Raw genomic sequence first — 25,355 nt, forward strand, 5'->3', positions numbered from 1 at the left:
TTATCTGTTCTTCTGTTGGGTACAATCTAAACTTATACGCTTTGTTTTGTTTAGCCATATCAAATCACCTCACTTTATCCCTTGGTTTTCAATATATTTTTTCACTACTTCAATAGGTGAGCCACCAGTCGTCAACAAACAAAAGCTTCTTGACCAAAACATCTCTTTCCATAACCTTTTGCGTACAGGGGGAAAATCCTTCTTGATGACCCTTGAACTTGCACTTTTATAGGCATTGATGAATTTCGATAATTCACTGTTAGGTTGTGCTTTGAATAAAATATGAACATGGTCCATATCGTGGTTCCATTCGACCAATGTAATATTGTATTTTTCACTCAAAGAGACAAATTTATCTTTAGCGTAGTCAGATATAGTATCATCTATCACTTTCCTTCGATATTTCACGACTAACACAAGATGGTAGTACATTAAGAATACTGAATGATTATTACTATCTAATTTCATTGTTATATCAACCCTTATACTTTATAAGACTGATCATAGCACATCGGGGGGAAAGTCAAAAGAAAAAAGCCTTTGTGCTAACGCCCAACCGAAATTCATCTCCCCCTTATCGTTGGGCTACACCCTTCACACGCTTGAAGAGGGAGACTTCTTTCGGAAGTAAGTTAAATACTTTTGTTCTAGTATATCACTATTCCTATAGGCGTCTTGCTGTCTTCTATAAATTGTTAAGCAAAAAAAAAGAAGCCTCACTGTAAATAGTGAGACATGTTGTTTAGGAAGCACCGGCTTCTTCATATTCAATTCCATCAAACTCTCCAACTCTTTTATACTCTTCTAACACAGCTGTTTGGATTTTCTCACGTGTTTGAGAAGAAATGGGATGAGCAATATCACGAAATTCTCCATCTGGAGTACGTTTACTAGGCATCGCCACAAATAATCCATTATTGCCGTCAATAACACGAATATCATGGACAACAAACTCATTGTCTATCGTAATCGAGGCAATTGCACGCATTCTGCCTTCTGTGTTGACTCTACGTAATCTCACGTCAGTTACTTGCATGTTGGGGCCACCACCTATATTTTGATTATTCTTGTAATTACATTTCGAGATCAATTTAGGAAATCCTGCTTAAAAATGAGAAAAATTCTCCCTTTTTTATCAGTTTTTTATTTTTTGACCTAATCAATATGAACTAATAATCCAAAAAGGCTGTGCTAAGGTCCATTTAATGACCTCAGCACAGCCTCATTATGATAATTTATGTTGTCACAAGAGCAATAACTTCAATCTCTACTAGCACATCTTTAGGAAGTCTTGCCACTTCCACACAAGAGCGTGCCGGTTTATGCTCTGAAAAATATTCTCCATATACTTCATTAATCAATGGAAACTCATCCATATTTTTAATAAACACAGTCGCCTTCACAACTTGTTCAAGTGAAGAACCCGCTTCTTTTAATACCGCTTTTAAATTTTGGAATACTTGATGAGTTTGCTCTTGTACATCACCATTTACCAAATCCCCATCTGCCTTTAATGGAATTTGACCTGAACTATAAAATAAATTATTGACGACCATTCCTTGTGAATATGGCCCAATCGCATCTGGTGCTTCTTTCGTATAAACTTTCTTCATGAGTGATTATCCTCCTTTGTTATAGAAGCAAGCTGGTCGAGCACATTGCCTGCCTCAACTTTAATCATTCTTTCTTGAACATTTATATCAGAAATTCTAGTTAACGAAATATATTCGTCAACTAATTTTTCTTCTACCTCTACTGATTCAACGAGTACACCAATTCCAACTAATTCGGCTTCAAATTCAGCTAATAAATCGATCATCCCACGGATCGTACCACCAGCCTTCATAAAATCATCAACAATAAACACTCTAGCTCCAGGAGCAATACTTCTTCTCGCTAAAGTCATCGTTTGAATTCTGTTAGAAGAGCCAGAAACATAGTTAATGCTAACCATTGATCCCTCTGTCACCAGGTGGTCTCTACGAATGATACTTACAGGAACATTTAAATAATCTGCCACCGCATAAGCAAGCGGAATTCCTTTCGTTGCGACCGTTAAAACGGCATCGATTTTTTTATTAGCAAGAGCCCCGGCAAATAAGCGACCAACCGCTTTATTAAAACGTGGACTTCCTAACACATCCATCATATACAAGTACCCACCAGGTAAGATCCGATCAGAAACAGCCAATTGATCAATGATCGTGTTGACTAATTCAACTGCTTCCTCCTTGCCTACTTTAGGAATATACTTTACTCCCCCACTTGCCCCAGGGATCGTTAATAAAGAGCCATATCCTTCATCTTCAAATATATCTTTGACGATCACTAGATCTTCGCTGATCGAAGACTTCGCCGACTGATAACGTTCCGCAAAATGAGTAAGTGAAATTACCTCGTGTGGATGCTGTAGAAGAAAATAGGTCATGTCCACCAATCTTCCACTTCTTTTCAGTTTTTTCATAATACCTCCACGAAATCCGAATATTTATAATAAACATACCATCAATGTACGGATTTTATCAAGTCTTTTAGCCAAGTAGACGAACCGCATACACATCACTACAAAATCCTTTTAAGCCATTGTAGACCCGATTTAAACGAGACTCTTTTTGGACAAGCCCAAAAACAGTTGGTCCACTTCCACTCATTAAGACACCATCAGCCCCAAATTTAAGCATTTGCTCTTTGATCTTTTTCACCTCAGGGTATAAATCAAGGGTCACACTTTCTAATGTATTATGGAGCCCTGCACAGATGCTTTGAAAGTCTTGATTTTCTATCGCTCGTATCATTTCTGATGTATTAGGATGTAAGATCTCATCCACATTTAAACGGTTGTATATGTCGGCTGTAGATACACCGATAGGCGGTTTAGCTAAGATTACCCAACACGGTGGCGGAGAAGCAATTTTTTCAATTTTCTCTCCTCTTCCTGTCGCTAAAGCCGTCCCCCCATAAATACAGAAAGGAATATCAGAACCAATTTTTGCTCCTAGCTCTGCAAGTTCATCTAAACTAAGACCTAGAGACCATAGTTGGTTAAGACCTTTTAGAGTAGCCGCCGCATCACTACTCCCACCTGCTAATCCAGCAGATACAGGAATCCTTTTCGTAATATAGATCGAAACACCACGAGTAATGTTACAGTGCTTTCTTAATATATCAGCTGCTTGATAGGCCAAGTTACGATGATCATTCGGAACAAAACCTTCAGATACATCAATAACAATCTTTCCATCCTCTCGATCAGCTAAATCAAGGCGATCAGCTAAATCAACCGTTGTCATAATCATCTCTACTTCATGATAACCATCTGAACGTTTTTTCAATGTATCAAGCGTCAAATTAATTTTCGCTGGGGCTTTAATCGAATACTTCAATATCGTCACCTTCTATAGTTTCCATTTGCTTACGTTATTTTATCACTTGTTTCATCAACATACCACCTTCAATGCAAACAAGCCATAAAGAACTTCCCCACCCAAAACTCATGTGCTCATTAGACAAAAAATTCTCCCTCTTAATGAAATGTTTGCTAAAGGGAGATTCATTCTAGTCTTTTTAATTTATAGATACATAGATTTAAGCTCACTCTTCCACCGTTTCTTCTTTTGCCTTCTCTAACATCTCATTAATCGATTCAATATATTCTTGTAAACTCATTATTAACACTCCTTATGGTTGATTGGTAGTATTATTATTCCACCTACAAGAAAGTTTAAACCTTCCACCACTAAATAATAGAATTATCTGATAATTATAAACTTAACTTTCTCAGCGTATGATTGACCCTTAACCGTTGATAGAGATTGACTTTACATGAACGGTTCAATCGTTGACAATCTGAACACATCTCTTCGTAGGCTGTTGAAGGAAACTGTGCACTAAAATTAAGAGCTTCGGCCGTCGCTACCAAAACCATACTCCGCGTCCTGCGGGAACCTGGCGAGCCTCCTCGGCAAGCCTTGCGGGGTCTCGCTCCACGGTTTATTCCCGCGGGAGTCTCCGTATGGTTTTGTCCGCTAAGTGTCGTGGAGAGGCTTGATGATATGGCCATTCTCAATCAGCTATTTCTAACGCAGAAGGACCTTCTTCTTCACTTTGTTGGTTATGGAACTAAATAGGGAGTTGCCACCCATCTTTTTCCTAAGTCTGCAGTCATGAAAAGACATGATTCAAATCGAAACCAGCTCGACCATCTAGCTAACCTACAGAGCATCAACACGGATTTGTTTACAACTGCAACGGAATGAGTCATGGAAGGAGAAAACCGAACCTAGATTCGATTCTATTATCAAGCGGACAAACAGACACGGAGACTCCCACAGGAATAAACCGTCCAATGAGACCCCGCAAGCGTGCTGAGGAGGCTCATGAGGTTCTCGGCAAGGACGCGGAGTGTCTGTTTGGGAGCGACAGCCGAAGAAGAGCATTGTCTATTTTTTCTTACTGCACAGTTTATCCGTTTTGTGTGATAGTACGTTCTCGCTTTTCAAACGTGTTAAGGGCATTTATTTAAGAGCTTCTCTTTCGCTCTGCCAACTAGTTGAACGGTTTTTCTCGATGCGAAAGTTGAGTTATAAACCTAGCGCCGATGATATTTCTGTTTTTATTCAAAAAGAAAACCTATCCCAAAAGGAAAACCTTTTGAGATAGATTCTTGTCGTTGACCTATATTATTTTGACTGTCGTTGGTTCGCTAACTGCGCTTCAGCAATTTCTATGGCACGTTTGACCATATTCCCTGCATCTCTTGCTCGTATACCGCCCCAACCTTCCTTTTGTACGGTATCATAGAAACCAAGCTCTTTCGCCAATTCCTCTTTAAATGGTTCAGACATGACTCCTCTTCTTCTACTCAAGGAAAACAACCCCTTTTTAAATAAGGTACAACGACACCATTAGTATGTCTTTAACTAAAAAAAATAAACTTCCTGTTCTTACTAAATACAGGAAGTTGTGTGATGCACTTATGCTCTTATAGTCCCATTTTCGCCTTCTTCACAAAACATTAATTCTACAGATTCTGTTAAAACGTCTGCATAACTATAAGAAACGCGTTCAAACGCATTTTGCTGTTCATCTAGTTTGACGATGAACACTGAAGGATATGTTTCCTCAAGAAGACCAGACCGTTCCATCGTTTTACGGCGACCACCGTTCGCCTTAATTGTAATTCGTTTTCCAACATTTGCATCTAAAGCTCGCTTGATGTCTACTAACGTTTTTCCCATTTGTACACCCCACCTCACTCAAATACTATTTTACACCATCCTACAAAAAAAGTCAAATAAATTTTAAATTATATCAATTGGACAAGAATCTTGTCAATAACTTTCGTCCGAAAGACCCCTAAAAATTTATTTTGCTTCTATTATTTCTATATTTTGGTCTAAATCATGAAAAATATGTATGAATACGCATCCATTTATTAGAAAACGCTTCATTTGCGTAAATAATGTCACTTCACCTTATTTTATCTTCGTATTTCTCTTTTTTTATGTAATTACCCTAATAATGGAAGTGAATATAAGAGGTGGCGTTCGTCAACTTTTTGACTTTCTTCCTAACAAAAAAACTGTCACATCGGTCCGAAAAATCGACCCTCTGGGACAGTTTTTATTATTTATCTTTTTCGCTTTTAATATATGGAAGACCAATACGCATGACTCCACGAGTTTCAATTCCACCGAGTCCTTTATCTCCTGTAATTGTGTTGCGAATGACATCCCACAACCCTACATGTTCCATAAATGACGTCAAACTCACTTTAGCGACGATATAAACAGGGTCTAAGGCGTGAATATTAATTCTTTCTGGAGAGCTTGCAAAATTTGCTCCTGCCTTTATCAGTGTTTCAAAATGAGACTGACAAGCTCCAGCAAAAATAACAAGCTGGTCCCGATGCGGACAGAACCGCCGAGCAATCCTCACACATTCTGCAAAATACTTTGTATGGCGATAGGCTCGAACTTCTTCTTCCTCTCCTTTTGATTTAACATAAGCATCATGCCCCGTAATAACAAGGATATCTGGTTGCACCATTTCAAGCAAAGACTCCAATTGCTCAGGCATTTCTTTTTCTTGAATATGGACTCCATAAACCGGTATGCCTAGCTTCTGATATAACTCCGTGCATTTTCTTAAATAAAAACTATCGCCATCAATATGCAAAACACGACCTCTTAGCTCAAAATAAGATGGTTCAGTAGTATAATGATCCGTTCCCTCATATTCACTCCGTTGCTTCATCAACTTAGCATCTTGCCGAAACAAACGATATGATTTTTCCTCTACTTCTTTCACTTGCTCTCTTTTTTTTATACGTTCCTCGGCAGAGACAAGCTTTAAATCCCCCAGAGGAGCATCCGCTAGCAAGCGCATATCTTCTCCGGCCAACTCAGCCTGACTATCTACAATTTTTATAACACGAAAAAACACATCACATTTATAGGAATGACGAGCCACAATATCGCCTACTTTAATTTTCATCGATACGCCTCCCTCTCCCATAGGCTATGACAGAAACAAGAAAACTGTGAATTGAAAAGAAGAGTGGAAGGAAGCGGTCAGGAACGAGGAAAAATTAGAACAGCCTTGGAAGTCGCTCTTTGACTTCCCAAGGATGGACGATTTTTCCTGAGTTCCTGCTGACTGCAGCTCGACAAAGAAAAGCGGTTTCCTACGAGTCCATTCGTAGAAACCGCTTCATGATTAAAAATCCCTAACTGCACTTAACCTAATTGCTCTAACAAAGCATCACTTAACACGGCGAATTCCTCCATCGATAACGTTTCGCCCCGACGCCTCCCATCAATTCCTGCTTGTTCTAACGCCTTTTCCACCTCTGGCTTTTGTTCCTTTGAAGCTAAATTATGAATGAGGTTGTTTAATAACGTTTTACGACGATTGGCAAAACTCGAATGGAAGACTTTAAAAAAGAACTCTTCATCCTGAACCTGAACAGGTGGTTCTTCACGAATTGTCAGACGTAAAACAGCTGAATCCACTTTTGGTTTTGGAACAAAAACAGAGGCAGGTACGGTCATCATTTTTTCAGCCTTCGCATAAAATTGAGCGGCTATTGATAAGGAACCATATTCCTTTGTTCCCGGCTTTGCTGAAATGCGCTCCGCAACCTCTGCCTGTATCATGACGACAATCCCGCGGATAGGAAGCTTCTCTTCTAACAATTTCATTAAAATTGGCGTCGTCACATAATACGGTAAATTGGCAACGACCATTAGATCCTGACCTTGCTCAAACTTCTCTTCAATCGTCTCTTTTAAATCGGCCTTCAATACATCTGAATGAATAATTTCAGCGTGCGGATACGGAGCCAATGTCTCTTTTAGTACTGGCAACAAACGCTGGTCAATTTCAAAAGATACGACTTTTTTCGCTTTCTTGGCCACTTGTTCTGTTAAAGCCCCGATACCAGGCCCAACCTCAATCACACCTGAATCCGGTGTTAACTCAGCCGCTGCCACGATATTATGTAAAATATTCGTATCAATTAAGAAGTTTTGACCTAAACTTTTTTTAAAATGAAACCCGTATTTTTCTAATATTTCTCGCGTCCTTGCTGGTGTTGCAATGTCTTTCATCAATTTTCCTCCTCTAAATAAACATCCTTAAGAGCTTTGGCGAACTCTTCGGAACTAATATGAAACGTACGTAATCTGTTATAAAGTTGCTTTCCATTCGCATAACCAATACCGAGCCGTTCTCCTAATCGTTCACGTCTACTTTTAGCTTTCGCCCCTGCTATTAAACCTGCTTGGAATAGATCTTGTTTTGATATTTGTTCAGATGGCTCTTCATACTCTTCCCTTACCATTTCAAGCGCTAAGCGAATTGCTTCAGGTGTCGCATTTTCAACGCCTAAATTATTTCCTTTTTTTGAAAGAGCATCTTTTTTAGGGAGAAACGCATGTTTACATCCACTTACTCTCGCACTAATAATTTTTCGTATCCGCTCCCCTGGATAATCAGGGTCTGTAAAAATAATCACCCCTCTACGCTCCTGGGCGAGCTCAATCTGGATGAGAACTGACTCATTAACAGCCGAACCATTTGTTTCAATCGTATCAGCATCGACCGCTCTTTTAATCGCCACCGTATCATCTCGACCTTCGACAACGATCACTTCTTTGATTTTCATCTCTTTGCTCCTTATATTTTAAACCGAATTGACCTTCTCTAACAGAAAGCCAGCAGATTGTACTTGATTAATCAATAAAATAGTTTCTTTAGTTTATCACTTTTTATGAAAAGTTCCTACTAGCGGCATCAATACAATATTACTTCACTAGACTTTCTCTGTTTGGCGGCGTTTCTCTCCTCTTTTTACACATCAACCCCGGCCAAAGTAATAACCGCCAAAAGAACAAAAAGAAAAGCACAGAGCCGCTGCCCTGCACTTTACAATTTAAGCTTAATCTAGAATGGTTATCTTCACTTGTTTGCGGCCCCAACGTTGGGCTTCTGCCTTTGTTGGAACGTGAACATCAATTTTATTTCCGCTAATAGAGCCACCTGTATCACCAGCAATCGCCACACCATAGCCTTCCACTTCAACACGGCTGCCTAATGGGATAATACTCGGATCAACGGCAATGACTTTCATATTAGGATTATTTTTTAAATTAATGCCTGTGGCTGTGACACCACTACAACCGTTACAGCCAGCTGTATACGCCGTAGCCGTTACCGTAAATGTCTTATTATCAGATGCTGAACTACTTGATTGGTTGGACTCACTCTTATTACTACTTGATTGGTTAGAAGATGATGGCGTGGAACTTCTTGCAACTTGGACAGGTTCTGGTTTCGTTCCAACCGCAATCACACGATCAGCACTTTCCTTCACTATCTCTTCTTTTACAAGCTCTCGGGAAACTTCTTCACCGTCTTCAAACACGACTTCATAGTGTTTTTCAACTTTTCCCTCTTCGCCTTCATCCACGACTTTCTCTTTTCCACTTTCAAGCGTATTGTCTTTTTTAGTCACTGTACCAAAAGAGACCGTTTCTTCCACTACATCGGTGACTTTTTCTACCCGCACAACTTTAACTTGTGCTTCTTGCTCTAGCTTTTCCTCGAGTGCTGGTTCCACACGATCAAGTTTACCTAAAGACACATCTTCTTTTTCTAAAAAGTCAGCGACAGTCGTCGAAGTTGTCCAAAACTCTTGCTCTTCCCCATCACTCGTTAACACAACTTGAAAGGCCGAATCAAATTGAATCTCCAAATTTTCAGTTATGATTGTTGCAAGAGCTGGTTCTATCACGTCATGTTCCTTATATGCTATATCTAAATCTTCAAGAAGTTGTTCGATTGTATCTCTGGTCGTCCACACTGTCTCTTCTTGCCCGTCAATCGTTACAAACACTTCCTTCGCCTTCTTCCAAACGACTTCCATGTTCCCAGTAATTTCGGTATCAAGTGCTGGTTCTATAAGATCATGCTCTTGGACATTCCAGTTTTGCTCCATCATGAAATCAGCAAGTGTGCTAGCGTGTGTATCATATCTCTCTACTTCGCCATCAATGCTAATTTCAACCGTGGCCTTTGTCACCTCGTATACAGCGTAAATAATTACGCCAACGAAGAGAATGAGACTAATGACGGAGATGAATAATCCCTTTCCAGTAAGCTTACCTGGTAGAAGATTACGTATGTTTGCTACCATGTCATAAACTCCTCTCTCTCAACGTCCGAATTATAAACACTGACCTCCTCTTTTGTCAACTTTATATTTTTGTATCTCTCCCGCATGTTGTTCATTATCCACGAAATTTCGAACGAGGGAAATAAAAAAATATCGACACGTCCACTGTATGTATAACGTCCAAATTGTAGAACAAAAACGAATTTAGCAAAAAGAGGACAAGCATATACAAAAAGCGACAAAAACCCTTTTAAACTAATACATCACACACCTTTAAAATCCTACATGATTTGTCAAATTGTAATGAAGATGTAATCTATATTACAACAAAAATCGAAGAAAAAAATGGACCCCAACTTGGTCCATTTACTCGTTTATTTAATCTTAAATAATTTTTTTGCATTTTCTCTCGTTTGCAATGCAATTTCTTCCAGACTCATCTCACGCAATTCAGCAATTTCTTTGGCAACTAATTCCACATAAGCTGGTTCATTTCTTTTCCCACGAAATGGATGGGGAGCAAGATAAGGACAGTCTGTTTCAATTAACAAACGCTCAAGTGGAACTTCTTTGGCAATTAACTTTGGACGCTTCGCATTTTTAAACGTTACAGGTCCTCCTAAAGAAATATAGAAGTTCATATCTAAGCATTGGGTTGCTATTTCTACACTTCCACCAAAGCAATGCATAATTCCACCGACTTCTTCTGCCTTTTCTTCTCTCAAAATATCGACAACATCTTGATCGGCATCACGATTATGGATGATGATCGGTAGTTGAACCTTTTTAGCTAGTGCAATTTGTTGACGAAAGACTTGTTTTTGAATCTCCTTTGGCGACTTGTCCCAATGATAATCTAACCCCATCTCTCCTAGGGCGACTACTTTCGGATGAGCAGCAAGTTCTTCCAACCATTTTAAGTGATCCTCTGTCATATCAATCGCATCAACCGGGTGCCAACCAACTGCCGCATAGAGTTGCTCATATTTCTCTATTAACTTAAGAGCTCGATTAATGGTCTTCTCATCAAAACCGACGACAACCATCTCTTTCACACCGGCCTCTTCTGCCCTCTGAATAACCTCCTCTAGATCATCATCAAATTGATCAGCATTCAGATGAACATGTGTATCAAAAAGCATTTATACCACTCCTTTAACAAACTATCACTCCATAAAATTATTCTAAAATAACAATAGAGAGAAGAACAATCTTCTCTCTATATAACAATTAGGTTACAATTACTTTACTTTTGCCCCATTTGGTAATGATCCATCCACTGTAGCAAGTTGGAGTTTCTTTCCTTTAGACCCGGCTAAAATCATCCCTTGTGAGAGTTCACCACGTAATTTCACTGGTTTTAAATTTGTTACACAAATGACTTTTTTACCAACTAGCTCTTCTGGTTTATAATATTTTGCAATACCAGAAACAACCTGTCTTTGTTCAAACCCAACATCAAGCTGAATTTTTAATAAACGGTCTGCTCCTTCGACTTGTTCCGCTTTTAATACTTCAGCGACATGAAGTTCTACCTTTGTAAAATCATCAATCGTAATTTCATTGTCTTTTACAACCGGCTCAATCTTTTCTTCCTTCTGTCCATCTTCAGATAACAACACGCCACCCATCTGGGAAACAATATGACTAACTTCTTCTTTTACATCTAAACGAGGGAAAATTGGGTTCCCTTTTTCTACCTTTGTACCGGCTTTTAATTGACCAAACTGAGATAAAGACTCCCATGATGTTTGCTCTTCCGTAATCCCGAGCTGAGCCCAAATTTTCGCAGGGGTTTCCGTCAAGAACGGCTGAATTAAAATCGAGATGTAACGAAGCGACTCGGCTAAATGATTCATTACAGAACCAAGCTCTTCTTTTTTCGATTCATCCCTTGCAAGTAGCCATGGTTGAGTTTCATCAATATATTTATTCGTCCGACTCACCATTTGCCAGATCGCCGTTAAAGCAACCGAAAATTCCATTTCTTCCATCGAATCTTCCACTTTTTTCACGGTAGCGTCGACAAGGTCAAGGAGAGGGGCATCAAATGGAGTCGCATCTTTAACATACGCTGGAATTTCTCCATCAAAATATTTGTCAATCATCGCGACCGTACGATTTAAAAGGTTACCTAAATCGTTCGCTAAATCGAAATTAACACGGTCCACAAATCCTTCTGGTGTAAACGTACCATCTGAACCAAATGGAACTTCTCTTAGTAAATAATAGCGAAGAGCATCAAGACCGTAACGATCGATTAATGGAACCGGATCGACCACATTTCCTTTCGATTTAGACATCTTTCCATCTTTCATTAATAACCACCCATGACCAAATACTTTTTTCGGTAATGGTAGATCAAGAGCCATTAACATAATCGGCCAATAAATCGTATGGAAACGGACAATTTCTTTTCCAACTAAATGAACGTCTGCTGGCCAATATTTTTGATACAAGCTATCGTTTTCTTTGCCATAGTCTAAGGCCGTAATATAGTTACAAAGGGCATCAATCCAAACGTAAATCACATGTTTTGGATTGCTCGGCACTTGAACTCCCCAAGAATAGGACGTTCTCGATACAGCTAAATCTTCTAAACCTGGTTTAATAAAGTTGTTAATCATTTCTTTTTTACGAGATTCAGGCTGAATGAAGGTTGGATTGTCTTCATAGTACTTCAGAAGACGATCGGCGTATTTACTCATTTTGAAGAAATAAGATTCCTCCCGCACCTTCTCAACTGGGTGACCACTATCAGGACTTTTTCCACCAATAATCTGTCCATTCTCATCTTTGACTGGGTCCACTAGTTGCAGTTCTGTATAGAACGTTTCATCTGGAACTGAATACCAGCCTTCATACTCATCTAAATAAATATCTCCTTGCTCAAGGAAACGCTCGAAAATTTGGGCAACGATTTCCTTATGACGCACTTCGGTTGTTCGAATAAAATCATCATAAGAGATATCAAGTTTTTTCCATAATTGCTGGATGCCAGCGACAATCTCATCGACAAATTCTTTTGGCGTTTGCCCTTTCGCTTCGGCTTTTTGTTCAATTTTTTGGCCATGCTCATCGGTTCCTGTTAAATAACGAACATCATAACCACGAATACGCTTATATCTTGCCATCGCATCACCTGCAACCGTTGTATACGCGTGACCGATATGGAGCTTATCACTCGGGTAGTAGATTGGGGTTGTAATATAAAAACTTTTCTTTTCTGCTGTCAAAATAGACGCCTCCTCGTAATTTCACTTTAAAAAACAATACAAAAAGCCCTCATCCAACATGGGACGAGAGCGTTTCTCACGTGGTACCACCCAATTTCCCCTTTTCAAAAATCAAAAGGGCTCAATAAGTCATTTGACAATCTGTTAACGCCAGCTACGTCACACCCTTATGCCTTTTATGAGACACTCGAATGTAAGTTCCTCCCGAGACCATCTTCTAACGCTGATTTATACCGGTTTTCAGCTCCCCCGGCTCTCTGCACGCAATAACTGCTTATAAATCTAGGCATTGTACTCATCTCTTCATCGGAATCCTATATAAATCCATCTTTCCATAATTGTACCCAAAATATACCTAACAATCAATCAGGGAATACTGAATAATCAATGATAAGATTCAACCAATTTTCATTCATAAGAGATTGGTAATGTAATTTTTACTTTCTCTCCATTACGGTGCGTATTATCCAGGATTGGTAATGTAATTTTTACTTTCTCTCTTTTTCGGTGCGTATTATCCTCAATTGGTAATGTAATCTTCCCTTGCTCCCTTTTTCGGTGCGTATTATCCAGGATTGGTAATGTAATTTTTACTTTCTCTCCATTACGGTGCGTATTATCCTCAATTGGTAATGTAAATTTCCCTTGCTCTCTTTTTCGGTGCGTATTATCCGCAATTGGTAATGTAATTTTTACTTTCTCTCCATTACGGTGCGTATTATCCAGGATTGGTAATGTAATTTTTACTTTCTCTCTTTTTCGGTGCGTATTATCCGCAATTGGTAACGTAATCTTCCCTTTCTCTCCATTACGGTGCGTATTATCCTCAATTGGTAATGTAATCTTCTCTTTCCCCCTTTTACGGTGCGTATTAACCGTGATTGGTCATACTCACCTGCTCTTAAATGGGTTTTTGACAAGAAAAAATAAGCATTTGCTCCAATGTTTTTCAAAAGGCAAATGCTTATCCAGTTCAGTTCATCTAAAAACCTCTTTAATAAAAACGGTCAAGGGCGATCATAAATATGAGCAAATGGTGTTTTGTTTTCCTTTAAATGCCCTTCTACACTTAAACTTTTGAGCTTGTTTTTCCATTCCTTCACGTCCCATGATTTGGATGTTTTTTGATTAAGCTCAGATAGCTGATTCATAAGTTGAATTTCAGTTAATGGAAGAAAGTCATCTAATGCTTCCATTAAACTCTCCGTATCCGTTTCTTTCATTTCATTTAACTCATCAAAGGGGTTCAAAGTATGTGGACTTGAAGAATGGGCAAGGCGTATCCGAACCGCCATCGTCCGCCCAATAATAGCTGAAGATACAAAAACATCACCAGAGCGTAAGTACGGGAGTCGTTTACCTTCCTCAGCCGTTAAATCGGTTTCTTCCTTGATTGTCTGAATATCGGTCCCACGAACCGTTCGAAAGACAAACTTAGAATTAAGCTGTGCCGTAATCGTTTCATCTAATAGAGTCGGTCTTTGTGTCGCAAAAATCAAAAATACCCCATATTTCCGCCCTTCTTGAGCAATTTCTTTTAATACAGACTTAGCAGGCGACTCATAGCCTTTAGGGGCAAAATTATGAGCCTCATCTGTTACAATTACAAACGGTGGGAAAAACTCACCTTGCTGTTGCTGTAACCTTGCATCTTTATATGTGCGACGCTTCCCGTACAAGGACCCAATTACATAACTTGAAAAAACTTGCAAGAGCCAGACTGCTCCTTGTACAACAACCAATTGCCCGGCATGGATTCCTTGCTCAATCGCTCGAATATTATGTTGGAAAAGCCCGGCCTGATATAGGCGATTCATTCGCCATTGAATCCCCTTCACAGAAGAGAGCGGCAAACTACCATATTGGTCTAAGAGCTTTTTAAATGTATTATATCGTTGGAGTTCATCTCTTGTCATTCCACCATCATTTAAGATCGACTCAAGTTTCTGTTTGCCAAGCTCAATTGCCTCTGCTAGATTGGCGGTACGATCACTAAAAGATTGATAACTATCTTTACGTTTATGCACAGACTGAATGACATTAATCATTGATTCTGTTAATGCTCCTGATGCAGCAAGCAAACGCTCCACATCACGTGTTGACAACGCTGAGAAATCGACCCCGACATCACGACCAATTTGCACAACCATATAACGTTGCTTATAGTTTGGCACAGTTCCAACCCCATCTGTTTGAACGGAAAAATCCATTTCAAAATGTGGGTCAAACACAAGCGTTGGAATTTGTAATTTCATAAGTTCCTCTAACATGACACGTAATCCAAAAGACTTCCCTGAACCCGATCCACCAAATACACCAATATGTGGATATTGTTGCATCGCTCGAATATCAAATATAAATGGAATCCCTTGTTGCTGCCTTTTTATATCATTTTCTTGGATCGACACAAGCCCTTGTAAATCCTCTGGTAGCGTCTCAGCAACATAATCAGTTGACTTCACTTCGCCTAAAACCATGCCTTTTTTAGCTGTTGTTGTCACTAGTAATGATTCAATCTCATAAAACTCAGGGTGTCTCACATGAGCCCCTGTTTGTAATGGCTGAATCGCCTCTTCAAACAAACGAACCTTAGCCAAATGAATATCATCGGCACCGATATCATAACCAATATGCTCAAGCGTTTTTAATACTTGATCATCTACTAATCCTTTATCAAACCCCATGGGAATGTAACGATTATAGGAAAATGTTTCGACAACCTCTCCTTTTGGTTGATTGAGATGGTCATCTTCAATGACAACCATTTCATTCATTCGAAACTTATGTTCTTTTGAAGCGACATACACTTCATGCTGGGTTGTAACACCAACAACTTGCATCCTTTCATCCCCCTTTAATATGGTCTTCCTTCTCTTTTTTTACTTAAAAATCGCTGTTTCAATTCTGGGTCAATATATTGTTCAACTAAGGCCTCGACTAGTTTATCGGTTACCCGCACTTCTCGGTCAATATGATCAAGCCAAAAAGGAATCCCTCTCCCATTTTTAGGAGTTAAGGTCGCTAATAGACGCGACATTTCCCATTTGTGCTCCGCTTGTTCATCCAACATATCAAACCCCGTTATTTGAGGGTCTGCCCCTAACCTCATCCAAACGGATTGCAAACCGGCTTTATGTTGGATTTCTTCTATATAAATAGCTTCTCCCTGATGAAGAACCCCAAAAAGCAAATCGCGATCATATGTATAACCACTTTGCTTCAACGATTGAAACGCTTCAAGGCGAACTAAATTGCTAGTCGTAATCTCTTCTGAGACGCCAACGAGGAAGACACGCTCAGCTAATGCCTTCTCTTTTAGTTTTTCCCACTCTAACGGAGCATCAATCCGGTAATGATAAAGAGCTCCATCCATCATTAATACTTTCAAATTCTGTTCCTCTATTAATTGATAGGCAGCAGTCAGTTCTTGTTTAGCTAGTAGATGCGAGCGTTTCTTTTTCGAATCTTCTCTTTCCTCCTCTTCCGTCCTTTCATCATCTAATAAGGGAAAATAAACATCCGAAACAAAACATTCATAACCAGTCGTCGTTTTAGCGAGTGCTTGGAAAAAATAAATAAGATGTGGTGGCTCACCTTTCGTTTGATTAACCGATCCATCTACAGCACCTAACAATCCACCGCCTAGCCAAATACTTAAAGATTCGTTGTCGAATGTTGGTATTTGTCGAATATCAACATCTGATTCACTCATTTTTTGTCGAATACTATATTTATCTATATTAGTAGACTTATATTTTTGTCGAAATGATAGGTTCACTTTCTTTATCTTATCTAAAAAGTCTTGGTTAATTTTTAACAATTTTACCCAACCCCTCACTATGAAAATACTTATATATAAAGGTTTTTTTACGCTCACTTATGAAATTTCTATAAAAAATATACGGAATTCAAGAAATATTAATTGACTTGTTTTGGAAACGTTGGTATTCTTAGTTCAGATAGAAAAATGTCGAATAATGACACAATAAAAATAAATTTTAATAGTCTGAGAGGAGACGATTTGAATGAAATCTACAGGTATCGTTCGTAAAGTTGATGAATTAGGACGTGTAGTTATTCCAATTGAACTACGTCGTACACTTGATATTGCTGAAAAAGACGCTTTAGAAATTTATGTTGATAATGATCGTATTATCCTTAAAAAGTACAAGCCAAACATGACTTGCCAAATTACTGGTGAAGTATCTGATGATAACCTATCTATCGGTGGCGGAAAGATTATTTTAAGCCCAGAAGGTGCAAAAGAAATCTTAAAAAGCCTTGAAGATTACGTTGCCAAAACAGAAGCTTAATTTATTATGATGACCCAAAGACTCGATTTTTTAAATCAGAGTCTTTTTTCTTTTTAGATAGGTAAAGCTCTAAAAAACAGCTAGTAGAGGTGTTATTCACATAGCCTCTACTCCTTTCGTTTTACCTATTTATTGATGATATTGTTGATAAATCTCTCTTTTAGGTTCATCACGTTCTTCGGCCACTTGTTTTATCGCTTGTTTTGAAGTCATCCCTAAAGAAATATAATGGTCAACATGTTGAACCGCTGAAAGTGCCTCCCACCATTTATGTTCCTGTTCGGCTTCTTCATTTGCTCCTTCCACAACAAGGCAAAATTCTCCTTTTACGACTCCTTGCTCGACCCATTGTAGGGCTTCCTCTAACGTCCCTCTTTGATACTCTTCAAACCGTTTTGTTAATTCTCGACAAATAGACAAGCGGCGATTTCCCAAGTGATCATACAAAGCAAGGAGAGTTTCTTTTAACCGGTGTGGAGCTTCATAAAAAAGCAAAGTCGCCTTATGATATTGAATTTCTTCTAATACTTCCTGCCTTCGTTTCTTATGTCTTGGTAAAAAGCCAATAAACTGAAATTGTTCGGTCGGTAAACCAGAGGCAATTAAACTTGTTAAAGCAGCATTTGCCCCTGGTAAAGAGATGACTGGAATATTTGTTTCCCTTAATATGAGTTGCACTAAATCATAACCTGGATCAGATATGGCGGGCATCCCAGCATCGCTAACTAAAGCTACCGTTTCTCCTAATTGCAATCTTTTCAAAAGCTGTTCTCCTGCTTTAGCTTTATTATGTTCATGATAACTAAATAAACTTGTTTCAATTTCAAAATGATTACATAATTTTTTCGTTTGGCGAGTATCTTCACAAGCAATAATATTAGCTTCCTTCAATATACGAATCGCCCGGAACGTCATATCTTCCAAATTCCCAATCGGTGTCGGAACAAGATAAAGCATCCCTATTTTCCCTTCCTCTTTAAAGCTCGTCTGTTCTTTCATAGAAATCACCCTTTTCCCTATAAATCAATCGTTCTTTTTCTTTTCTTGGTAATCGTTTGAATGCATATTCTGCTTTTAATGCTTCTGATTTTGTTTCGTACTCTGTTACATGAATCACTTTAAAAGGACCTCTTCCTCTCGTATACTTGGCCCCTTTCCCTTCTTCATGTCTCTTTAATCGCTTCTCAAAATGATTTGTATATCCTGTGTACCAGCTACCATCCGCACATTCTAACACATATACAACATGAGATGTCATTGTTCGATATACACCTCTTTAAAAGCGTCAGAGTATTCACCTGACTGATTTAAAATCGTAAGCGGGTAAAGCGTTTCCAATCCTGGCTGACCTTCCTTAATCGCTTCAATTAAGACCATATTCGCTGGTTTTCCTTCTTTCGGATAAATCAGCTGCATTCTTTTTGGTTCAAGTCGATACGCTCTCATTTTTTCCAAAATATCCGCTAACCGCTCTGGTCGGTGAACAATTGCCACCTTCCCTTTGTACTTGACTTGCTCACTACATACTCGAATCACGTCATCAAGTGTACAAGCAATTTCATGTCTTGCTAAGGCATGGTGCTCATTTAAATTCTTTTCTAATGCTTGTCCCGCCTCAAAATAAGGAGGATTACACGTCACCACATCGTATTTCTTCTTTTGAATAGAAGCTGGTAAATGATTTAAATCAGCTTGGACAAATTGGACTTGTTCCTCTCTTTCGTTCAACTGTCGATTTCGGAGAGCGTAATCGATCAATCGTTCTTGGAGCTCAACCCCAACAATCGTTGCCTTCGTTCGCGTTGTTAGCAAAAGAGCAATGACCCCATTCCCTGTACAAAGATCGAGAATAGCTCCCTTCTGAATAGGAACTCGTACAAACTTTCCTAAAAGAATCGCATCGATTGAAAAGGAAAAGACAGAAGGACTTTGAATGATTTTTAAGTCCGTCCCACTAATATAATCAAGTCGTTCATCCTTTGTTATTTTTTCCATCTTACTTTTTCCTCACTTTTTACTATCTTTGTCATCGTCTATTCTTTTCATAATAGACATGTAGCTATTACTTCTTATACCCCATAAATAATTGAACTATATATTTAGTTTAATCTCATAATAAAAACATTCCTATTTCATTATAATTTAACTATCTTAAAGTGGAAAAAAGTCCTCCTTATAATTGGAGGACCCTTTGAGGTAGACATAGATTTTATTTTTGATGTAAAAAGGACAGGCAAAACAAGCAATCATCACCATCAGAACGAATACTTCCATAATGAGTATTACAAATATGAAAGCCTTCCTGGTACAAACGAGCTAAGTTATCATAGCCTTCCCCAACAACGGTTTTCTTTTTCTCCTTTTTCGCCGCTGTTGTTCGTTCCATTTGAGAATCAAGTCTCTCTCTCAATTTTTCATTTTCCATCTTTAATGCTTGATTTTCTTCTAAAAGATGGGCTAGCTGTTTTTTCAATTCACCCATTTCACGATGAAGCTCCCCAATTCGCACCTCAATATTACTTACCTCAGTAAAAATTGCCTTTTTGTCCACGTCTTTTCCACCTCATTATTCTGCGGCTTCAGCTGCTGCCTTTCGGTTCACTAACTCATCCAAGGTAAACTCTAATATTCTCTCACCCTCAAATAGTTCTACTTGAACAATTTGCTCAAGAATATTTAAACCAATTACCTTCCCTATACCATCAGGGGTCGAGATCTTTTTACCGACATCAGGTAGCTCCTGTTTAGCCGTTTCATACATGTCATTCTCATATTTCAAGCAACACATAAGCCTTCCACATAAGCCCGATATTTTCGCAGGATTTAACGAGAGGTTTTGATCCTTTGCCATCTTAATCGAAACCGGTTCAAAATCACCTAAAAAGGAGGAGCAACATAACATACGACCACATGGACCAATTCCCCCAAGCATCTTCGCTTCGTCTCGAACCCCAATTTGTCTTAATTCGATTCTCGTCCGGAAAATCGCCGCCAAATCTTTGACAAGCTCACGGAAATCAATTCTTCCATCCGCTGTAAAATAAAATAAAACTTTATTTCGATCAAATGTATATTCAACATCTACTAACTTCATATCTAGATCATGCTCTTGTATCTTTTCCGTACAGACATCTAAAGCATTACGTGCAGCTTCACGATTCTCTTGAACCGTTAACTTATCCTTAGCTGTTGCAATTCGTATAACTTGCTTTAACGGCAAAACAACATCTTCTGCACCTACTGTTTTTACCCCAATAACTACACGGCCGTACTCGATACCACGGGCCGTTTCAACAATAACTGCTTCCCCTTTTTCCAGTTCGAATTCCCCAGGGGAAAAATAATAGATTTTGCCTGCTTTTTTAAAACGGACACCTACAACCTGATGCAAACCGTTATCCCTCCTGTATGTCAAGCAACAGCTTCTCCATCAAAAGCTGTGAATTAACATTAGCATGTAAGTACTGCTTTGCCTCTATTACAGCCGCCATGCTTTTACTTAATTTCTCTTGCGAACTAGAGAGTGCTTGTTGTTGCAATAATTTAGTTTGGTCAACGAAGGTCTCCACTTCCTTGCCAACCTGTGTATATAAAAGGTCTCTCAACCATAAGAGTATCATATCCAGACCAAGTTCCTGTTCCTTTTTCTCTTTAAATAGCGGAACCCATTTCTCTTGAACAGTAAAAAACGCTTGATTAGGTCTATCATATAGCTCCTGCATTAATTGTATCACTACGGTCCTTGCTTGTGCAATCCAATCACCATTAGTTAATTCAATCGCTTCATCAAAACTTGTTGTCAGACTTCCCAATATATTGGAAATCCCCTCTGAGAAATTTTGTTCTCTTAACCTCGCAACAAATTCATCACGAGGTAAAGGTGAAAACGTCAGCTGCTGACTTCTTGATTGGATCGTCGGCAAAATCGCTTGCCCTTTTTCCGTTAAAAGTAAGGCAAGAGTCGGTGCCTCAGGTTCTTCAAGGAATTTAAGCAAACTATTAGCTGCACTTGAAGTCATTTTATCCGCATCCTGCACTAAATAGACCTTCTTTTTTGATTCCATCCCACGATAGGTAAATTCCTTTTGTAGATGCTCTACTTGTTGTTTTTTGATCGATAAACCATCTGGTTCAATCATATGAAGATCTGGATGATTTCCATGCTCAATTCTGGTGCAGTCCACACAAGATAAACAGGGCTCGGCTGCAGTAGCTTGTCTATTTTGGCAAAAGAAGCTCTTCGCTAACTGAAGAGCTACGGCCGACTTTCCCGTCCCTTTGCTTCCTTCCAATAAATATGCATGTGCAAGTCGGTCTTTCTCCAAACTACGCTTTAACATCTTAACGACTTTTGGTTGTGTTTTTTCTAAGTCCGCCCAAGTTCTCTTCATTTAATCACCCTTTAAAACTGTTCAAATTGCTCAACAGGGAGCACAAAAACTGTTGCTCCACCTACTTGCACCTCAACTGGGTATGGTACATATGAATCTGCATTTCCACCCATTGGAGAAATCGGGGCGACAAGCTGCTCTCTGCTCTTGCAGTTTTCTTTAATAATTTCCATTAGACCTTCAATCTTTTCGTCTTCTGTTCCAATTAAAAACGTTGTATTACCAGCTTTTAAAAATCCACCTGTACTTGCAAGTTTAGTCGCTCTAAAATCCGCTTCAATTAATGCATCTGACAAACGATTACTATCCTTATCTTGTACAACAGCCATCACAAGTTTCATCCTTATCCCATCTCCTTTAATGTTTTAAATTTATCATGCTCCCTAATCACATCAATCACTTGTTGATACACATGCTCTACTGTTTGCTCAGCATCAATTATCGCTATTCGTGAACGATACATTTCGTTTACTTTATCATATCCTTCTTTCACTTTTTTGTGAAAGTCTAATTTCTCTTTATCCAACCGATTGACTTCTCGATTTTTATCACGTGAAATTCTCTCTAACCCGACCTCAGGATCGACTTTAAAAAACAGCGTTAACTCTGGTAAATGTCCTTCTACCGCAAACTCATTAATCGAGAGTACTTCGTCGACACCAATTTCCCTTGCATAACCTTGATATGCTAAGCTACTATCAATAAACCGATCACATATGACTACTTTACCAGCTTCTAATGCAGGCAACACTTTTTCCACTAAATGCTGCCTTCTAGCAGCAGCATACAATAACGCCTCTGTCCGCTCATCCATTTCTGTATGAGTTACATCTAAAATAACTTCACGGATTTTTTCGGCAATCTTAATGCCACCGGGTTCTCTCGTTCTTACAACATCTAACCCTTCATCTTTTAAAAAATGCTCGATTTTATCAACAATTGTTGTTTTACCAGCACCTTCTCCTCCTTCGACTGTAATAAACCAGCCTTTTAACATCACACTTCCTCCAAATCTATCGTCAAAATACTACCTTTTTTAGCATCATAACCTTGAAATCTCGCTCCTGCTTTTGCTAATCGTTCCATTTGTTCTAATACGGACTGTTCAATTTTTTCCCCTCGATACAATAAAGGAACTCCCGGTGGGTAAGGGATGACCGTTTCTGCCGCCACTTTCCCTACCGCCTCATTCCATTTTGAGACCGTTGTTTCATAACGTTCTGTTTCTAATATCTGTAGAGTTGAAACCTTTTCTGTCCGTTGTTCGACTTTTATTTTACGTTTCTCAATGACAGGCTTAAACTTTAATTGCTCCCTTAATAGGGAAATACTTGTTATCGCTTGACTAGCTGGAGCAATAAACCCGCATACGAGCAATACGTGGTGCTCATCCGCTAACTCCGTTTCCAACTTATATTGTGAAAAGAGCCGCTGCAACTCAAAACCTGTTAAATTAGTCATTGATCTTATTGTAACCTTTAATGGATCGCTTTGTAAGCTTGAGTTCTCATATTGAACCACTTCCAATTGTGGAATACTATTTAATTCGGCTTTTAACCGCTCTACCCCTGCTAGAACAGTCTCAACATCTTCTTTTTTTAAAGATTGTAAAAAGGCTCTTGCCCCTTCTAAAGAAACGAGTAGAAGATAAGAAGGGCTACTTGATTGAAAAATAGCTAACGCTTGTTGAAGCTTCTTTATCTCCTCATTATTAACTGAATGAGAGACATGTAAATAGGCTGACATCGTCAATGCAGGTAACATTTTATGAGCGGATTGCACAACCATATCTGCCCCTAACATAACAGCAGAGGGCGGAAAAGGTTCTCCCAAAATAAAATGAGCCCCATGTGCTTCGTCAACTATGACTTTCAAATTAAACTCCTTCGCGATTTGAATAAGCGGCTTTAGCGATAAACTGATTCCATAGTAATTTGGATATGTAAAAATAATTCCCTTTGAGTCAGGAAACTTTTTCAATGCTGCCTTTAAAGTTGAGGGATCTATACCGACCGCTTGCCCTGTCACCTCATCATACTCGGGTTCAAGGAAAACAGGGATCACTTCTCTTACTTTGAGTGCATTTAGAACCGATTTATGACAATTGCGTTGAACAAACACATAATCCCCTTTTTGAAAGGAAGCGTAAATCATTGCTAAGTTTCCAACCGTTGAACCATTCACAAGGTAATATGACTTTTTTGTCCCATAGAAAGAAGCAAGCAGCTTTTCACTTTCTAAAATAGGGCCTTGTGGGTCATGTAAATCATCCAACCCTTCAATTTCGGTTAGATCATAACTCATCATCACCTGAAGATCTGACAGCTCTTTCGGAAATACCGCCCCATTTTTATGTCCAGGCACATGAAAGGAAACGGACTGTTTCTCACGATGCTTCTGAATCGTATCAATTAATGGCGTCCTCATATATTCACATCTTTTCCATACTCTCTTTTCTTCTATTATATATGAAACCCCCACCCCAAGCATCTACAAAGAAAAGTGGAGGGAGGCGTTTAGGAACGAGGAAAAATTAGAACAGCCGTGGAAGTCGCTTTTTGACTTCCTAAGGATGGGCGATTTTTCCCGAGTTCCTGCTGACCGCAACTAGACATAGAAAAGCGCAGAGCGTTTGCTTAGAAGTGTGAAAAAATACAGGGCACACAAGAAAAAACCATTTTCCGTTAAGAAAATGGTCTCTAATTTGACTCACTATGAGAATGAATTTTTTTCATTTGATGTAAGTAATGACTATAATCTAAATCACTCGTATTAGAGTTTATAATCTTTCGTTCACACGCCTCACATAAAAAAGAATCAATGACATGTATTCCTGCTTTTTGTGGCTTTTCGCAAATCATACAAACTTCACCAAGCCGCAATTGAATGACTCCGGTTTTTTTCATTAAAACACCCCCAGCATCATTGTCGGCAAATTTCTAAATTTTCATACATAAAATCCCTTTTTAATATTTTACTCTCACCCTTCTTTATCCCTTTTTCCCCTTTTAATTAACCTTATTCACAAAGTTGCAATTAAGTGCCTATCCCTTTAAAAAAGAAATAAGCTGTTTGACACAGACTATATATTCAAATTCTCTATATCCTACCGGTAATCCCTTTAGTATCTTTTTTCTATTCTAACTTTGGTTTATTGGACAAACCATAGCTGAATAGTTCCTCTTTGTCCCAAAAGCAAGCTTATAGGATAAGGTCACTTTTGAAGTTTTATTTCTTTGCCATAAACCATACAAAGTACGACTAATTAGGTTCTCTTACTCTGTAGACAAAAAAATACACCCTATTGGAATATGCTTTATCTGCTTGGCAACCTTACACCTGACTCCTGGTTGATTCATGAGGCTTTTCAATGAGATCTTTCATGAGGTCTTCTTTGAGAAGCCTAGCCTCCGCAGATGCTGTCCCTACTAGCCAGTCCTCTTCACCGTCGGACTATTCTTCTTATACATATAAAAGCATATCTCTATTGAATTTTGTTTTATCGCTTGGCAACGCCCTACTGTCTCTTAGGTTGTCTTCTTCAGGGAAGTGGGACACGTCGCTTTTTCCTCGATGTTTCTCACGATGCTGCACGAAGACAACCGATTCGTCTCACGCCCACCTCCTGGTTGATTCATGAGGCTTTTTCACGATGTGTTTCATGGGGTTCTCTTTTTGAAGCTTATCCTCCGCAGTTGCTGCCCCTGACGGGCCAGAGCTCTTCACCGCCTGAGCGTTC

The 25,355-nt window shown here is 38.9% G+C and carries 28 protein-coding genes; 1 reads left to right on the forward strand and 27 read right to left on the reverse strand.

Going from position 1 to position 25,355, the window contains the following annotated elements; genetic code table 11:
* The 17 genes from BALCAV_RS23445 to BALCAV_RS14995 form a co-directional block, all read right to left on the reverse strand.
* On the reverse strand, window positions 1–58 hold a 58-nt coding region (locus tag BALCAV_RS23445; protein WP_152563058.1), incomplete at its 3' end, for a helix-turn-helix domain-containing protein.
* 11 nt (window positions 59–69) lie between these two features.
* Window positions 70–468: an IS200/IS605 family transposase gene (gene tnpA / locus BALCAV_RS14925; protein ID WP_040324078.1), complete on the reverse strand. Its 399-nt coding sequence runs from the start codon at window positions 466–468 to the stop codon at window positions 70–72.
* A 274-nt stretch (window positions 469–742) separates the two neighbouring features.
* Window positions 743–1,036 carry a septation regulator SpoVG gene (gene spoVG / locus BALCAV_RS14930; protein WP_003321688.1) on the reverse strand — a complete coding sequence of 98 codons (294 nt, stop codon included), beginning with the start codon at window positions 1,034–1,036 and terminating at the stop codon, window positions 743–745.
* Window positions 1,037–1,235: 199 nt separating this feature from the next.
* Window positions 1,236–1,613 carry a RidA family protein gene (locus tag BALCAV_RS14935; protein WP_003321687.1) on the reverse strand — a complete coding sequence of 126 codons (378 nt, stop codon included), beginning with the start codon at window positions 1,611–1,613 and terminating at the stop codon, window positions 1,236–1,238.
* A complete protein-coding gene (gene purR / locus BALCAV_RS14940) occupies window positions 1,610–2,464 on the reverse strand; it encodes a pur operon repressor (protein WP_040324079.1) in 855 nt (284 codons plus the stop codon). Before purR ends, BALCAV_RS14935 begins: the two co-directional genes overlap by 4 nt.
* A 67-nt stretch (window positions 2,465–2,531) precedes the next feature.
* Window positions 2,532–3,383, reverse strand: coding sequence for a 4-(cytidine 5'-diphospho)-2-C-methyl-D-erythritol kinase (ispE, locus tag BALCAV_RS14945; RefSeq protein WP_003321685.1), 852 nt, complete (start codon window positions 3,381–3,383; stop codon window positions 2,532–2,534).
* Window positions 3,384–3,760: 377 nt separating this feature from the next.
* On the reverse strand, window positions 3,761–3,925 hold the full coding sequence (locus BALCAV_RS22375; RefSeq protein ID WP_160173425.1) for a hypothetical protein: 165 nt from the start codon (window positions 3,923–3,925) through the stop codon (window positions 3,761–3,763).
* A gap of 754 nt (window positions 3,926–4,679) precedes the next feature.
* Window positions 4,680–4,865, reverse strand: coding sequence for a small, acid-soluble spore protein, alpha/beta type (locus tag BALCAV_RS14950; protein WP_003323334.1), 186 nt, complete (start codon window positions 4,863–4,865; stop codon window positions 4,680–4,682).
* A 108-nt stretch (window positions 4,866–4,973) separates the two neighbouring features.
* Complete coding sequence (gene veg / locus BALCAV_RS14955) at window positions 4,974–5,237, reverse strand: biofilm formation stimulator Veg (RefSeq protein ID WP_003323335.1); 264 nt, start codon at window positions 5,235–5,237, stop codon at window positions 4,974–4,976.
* Window positions 5,238–5,625: 388 nt separating this feature from the next.
* Window positions 5,626–6,495: a sporulation peptidase YabG gene (yabG, locus tag BALCAV_RS14960; RefSeq protein ID WP_003323336.1), complete on the reverse strand. Its 870-nt coding sequence runs from the start codon at window positions 6,493–6,495 to the stop codon at window positions 5,626–5,628.
* Window positions 6,496–6,737: 242 nt separating this feature from the next.
* Window positions 6,738–7,613, reverse strand: coding sequence for a 16S rRNA (adenine(1518)-N(6)/adenine(1519)-N(6))-dimethyltransferase RsmA (gene rsmA / locus BALCAV_RS14965; RefSeq protein WP_040324081.1), 876 nt, complete (start codon window positions 7,611–7,613; stop codon window positions 6,738–6,740).
* A complete protein-coding gene (gene rnmV, locus BALCAV_RS14970) occupies window positions 7,610–8,167 on the reverse strand; it encodes a ribonuclease M5 (RefSeq protein ID WP_003320857.1) in 558 nt (185 codons plus the stop codon). The genes rsmA and rnmV overlap by 4 nt, the downstream gene beginning before the upstream one ends.
* A gap of 273 nt (window positions 8,168–8,440) precedes the next feature.
* Entirely contained in the window at window positions 8,441–9,697 is a 1,257-nt protein-coding gene (locus BALCAV_RS14975) for a G5 and 3D domain-containing protein (RefSeq protein ID WP_003320859.1), read from the reverse strand.
* 353 nt (window positions 9,698–10,050) lie between these two features.
* A complete protein-coding gene (locus tag BALCAV_RS14980; protein ID WP_003320861.1) occupies window positions 10,051–10,818 on the reverse strand; it encodes a TatD family hydrolase in 768 nt (255 codons plus the stop codon).
* A gap of 99 nt (window positions 10,819–10,917) precedes the next feature.
* Window positions 10,918–12,912 carry a methionine--tRNA ligase gene (metG, locus tag BALCAV_RS14985; protein WP_003320862.1) on the reverse strand — a complete coding sequence of 665 codons (1,995 nt, stop codon included), beginning with the start codon at window positions 12,910–12,912 and terminating at the stop codon, window positions 10,918–10,920.
* Window positions 12,913–13,919: 1,007 nt separating this feature from the next.
* Window positions 13,920–15,752 carry an ATP-binding protein gene (locus tag BALCAV_RS14990; protein ID WP_003320841.1) on the reverse strand — a complete coding sequence of 611 codons (1,833 nt, stop codon included), beginning with the start codon at window positions 15,750–15,752 and terminating at the stop codon, window positions 13,920–13,922.
* A gap of 14 nt (window positions 15,753–15,766) precedes the next feature.
* Complete coding sequence (locus BALCAV_RS14995) at window positions 15,767–16,732, reverse strand: DNA double-strand break repair nuclease NurA (protein WP_003320843.1); 966 nt, start codon at window positions 16,730–16,732, stop codon at window positions 15,767–15,769.
* Between the two features lie 205 nt (window positions 16,733–16,937).
* Here BALCAV_RS14995 and BALCAV_RS15000 point away from each other — a divergent pair, with 205 nt between their 5' ends.
* Window positions 16,938–17,225, forward strand: a complete 288-nt coding sequence (locus tag BALCAV_RS15000; RefSeq protein ID WP_003320844.1) for an AbrB/MazE/SpoVT family DNA-binding domain-containing protein — start codon at window positions 16,938–16,940, stop codon at window positions 17,223–17,225.
* A 129-nt stretch (window positions 17,226–17,354) separates the two neighbouring features.
* Here the strand turns inward: BALCAV_RS15000 and rsmI are convergent, their stop codons facing one another.
* From rsmI to BALCAV_RS15050, 10 genes are all read right to left on the reverse strand, one after another.
* Window positions 17,355–18,224: a 16S rRNA (cytidine(1402)-2'-O)-methyltransferase gene (gene rsmI / locus BALCAV_RS15005; protein WP_003320845.1), complete on the reverse strand. Its 870-nt coding sequence runs from the start codon at window positions 18,222–18,224 to the stop codon at window positions 17,355–17,357.
* Complete coding sequence (locus BALCAV_RS15010; protein ID WP_003320846.1) at window positions 18,202–18,483, reverse strand: GIY-YIG nuclease family protein; 282 nt, start codon at window positions 18,481–18,483, stop codon at window positions 18,202–18,204. Before BALCAV_RS15010 ends, rsmI begins: the two co-directional genes overlap by 23 nt.
* Complete coding sequence (locus BALCAV_RS15015) at window positions 18,480–19,220, reverse strand: tRNA1(Val) (adenine(37)-N6)-methyltransferase (protein ID WP_003320847.1); 741 nt, start codon at window positions 19,218–19,220, stop codon at window positions 18,480–18,482. The genes BALCAV_RS15010 and BALCAV_RS15015 overlap by 4 nt, the downstream gene beginning before the upstream one ends.
* A 214-nt stretch (window positions 19,221–19,434) precedes the next feature.
* Window positions 19,435–19,776, reverse strand: coding sequence for a DNA replication initiation control protein YabA (gene yabA / locus BALCAV_RS15020; protein ID WP_003320849.1), 342 nt, complete (start codon window positions 19,774–19,776; stop codon window positions 19,435–19,437).
* A 15-nt stretch (window positions 19,777–19,791) separates the two neighbouring features.
* Window positions 19,792–20,616, reverse strand: coding sequence for a PSP1 domain-containing protein (locus BALCAV_RS15025; RefSeq protein ID WP_003320850.1), 825 nt, complete (start codon window positions 20,614–20,616; stop codon window positions 19,792–19,794).
* 4 nt (window positions 20,617–20,620) lie between these two features.
* On the reverse strand, window positions 20,621–21,616 hold the full coding sequence (holB, locus tag BALCAV_RS15030) for a DNA polymerase III subunit delta' (protein WP_003320852.1): 996 nt from the start codon (window positions 21,614–21,616) through the stop codon (window positions 20,621–20,623).
* An 11-nt stretch (window positions 21,617–21,627) separates the two neighbouring features.
* Window positions 21,628–21,957, reverse strand: a complete 330-nt coding sequence (locus BALCAV_RS15035) for a cyclic-di-AMP receptor (RefSeq protein WP_003320853.1) — start codon at window positions 21,955–21,957, stop codon at window positions 21,628–21,630.
* Window positions 21,958–21,959: 2 nt separating this feature from the next.
* Window positions 21,960–22,613: a dTMP kinase gene (tmk, locus tag BALCAV_RS15040; protein WP_003320854.1), complete on the reverse strand. Its 654-nt coding sequence runs from the start codon at window positions 22,611–22,613 to the stop codon at window positions 21,960–21,962.
* Window positions 22,613–24,043: an aminotransferase class I/II-fold pyridoxal phosphate-dependent enzyme gene (locus tag BALCAV_RS15045; protein ID WP_003320855.1), complete on the reverse strand. Its 1,431-nt coding sequence runs from the start codon at window positions 24,041–24,043 to the stop codon at window positions 22,613–22,615. The genes tmk and BALCAV_RS15045 overlap by 1 nt, the downstream gene beginning before the upstream one ends.
* Before the next feature lie 272 nt (window positions 24,044–24,315).
* Complete coding sequence (locus BALCAV_RS15050) at window positions 24,316–24,522, reverse strand: sigma factor G inhibitor Gin (RefSeq protein WP_003324838.1); 207 nt, start codon at window positions 24,520–24,522, stop codon at window positions 24,316–24,318.
* Window positions 24,523–25,355 lie beyond the last annotated feature (833 nt).

The organism is Alkalihalobacillus alcalophilus ATCC 27647 = CGMCC 1.3604, assembly GCF_000292245.2.
Classification (GTDB): Bacteria; Bacillota; Bacilli; order Bacillales; family Bacillaceae_D; genus Alkalihalobacillus; species Alkalihalobacillus alcalophilus.

Coding starts and splice junctions, on each gene's coding strand:
- tnpA (WP_040324078.1), bottom strand. CDS start 468: ATGAAATTAGATAGTAATAATCATTCAGTATTCTTAATGTACTACCAT.
- spoVG (WP_003321688.1), bottom strand. CDS start 1,036: ATGCAAGTAACTGACGTGAGATTACGTAGAGTCAACACAGAAGGCAGA.
- BALCAV_RS14935 (WP_003321687.1), bottom strand. CDS start 1,613: ATGAAGAAAGTTTATACGAAAGAAGCACCAGATGCGATTGGGCCATAT.
- purR (WP_040324079.1), bottom strand. CDS start 2,464: ATGAAAAAACTGAAAAGAAGTGGAAGATTGGTGGACATGACCTATTTT.
- BALCAV_RS22375 (WP_160173425.1), bottom strand. CDS start 3,925: ATGGTTTTGGTAGCGACGGCCGAAGCTCTTAATTTTAGTGCACAGTTT.
- veg (WP_003323335.1), bottom strand. CDS start 5,237: ATGGGAAAAACGTTAGTAGACATCAAGCGAGCTTTAGATGCAAATGTT.
- yabG (WP_003323336.1), bottom strand. CDS start 6,495: ATGAAAATTAAAGTAGGCGATATTGTGGCTCGTCATTCCTATAAATGT.
- rnmV (WP_003320857.1), bottom strand. CDS start 8,167: ATGAAAATCAAAGAAGTGATCGTTGTCGAAGGTCGAGATGATACGGTG.
- BALCAV_RS14975 (WP_003320859.1), bottom strand. CDS start 9,697: ATGGTAGCAAACATACGTAATCTTCTACCAGGTAAGCTTACTGGAAAG.
- BALCAV_RS14980 (WP_003320861.1), bottom strand. CDS start 10,818: ATGCTTTTTGATACACATGTTCATCTGAATGCTGATCAATTTGATGAT.
- BALCAV_RS14990 (WP_003320841.1), bottom strand. CDS start 15,752: ATGCAAGTTGTTGGTGTTACAACCCAGCATGAAGTGTATGTCGCTTCA.
- BALCAV_RS15000 (WP_003320844.1), top strand. CDS start 16,938: ATGAAATCTACAGGTATCGTTCGTAAAGTTGATGAATTAGGACGTGTA.
- rsmI (WP_003320845.1), bottom strand. CDS start 18,224: ATGAAAGAACAGACGAGCTTTAAAGAGGAAGGGAAAATAGGGATGCTT.
- BALCAV_RS15010 (WP_003320846.1), bottom strand. CDS start 18,483: ATGACATCTCATGTTGTATATGTGTTAGAATGTGCGGATGGTAGCTGG.
- BALCAV_RS15015 (WP_003320847.1), bottom strand. CDS start 19,220: ATGGAAAAAATAACAAAGGATGAACGACTTGATTATATTAGTGGGACG.
- holB (WP_003320852.1), bottom strand. CDS start 21,616: ATGAAGAGAACTTGGGCGGACTTAGAAAAAACACAACCAAAAGTCGTT.
- BALCAV_RS15035 (WP_003320853.1), bottom strand. CDS start 21,957: ATGAAACTTGTGATGGCTGTTGTACAAGATAAGGATAGTAATCGTTTG.
- tmk (WP_003320854.1), bottom strand. CDS start 22,613: ATGTTAAAAGGCTGGTTTATTACAGTCGAAGGAGGAGAAGGTGCTGGT.
- BALCAV_RS15045 (WP_003320855.1), bottom strand. CDS start 24,043: ATGAGGACGCCATTAATTGATACGATTCAGAAGCATCGTGAGAAACAG.
- BALCAV_RS15050 (WP_003324838.1), bottom strand. CDS start 24,522: ATGAAAAAAACCGGAGTCATTCAATTGCGGCTTGGTGAAGTTTGTATG.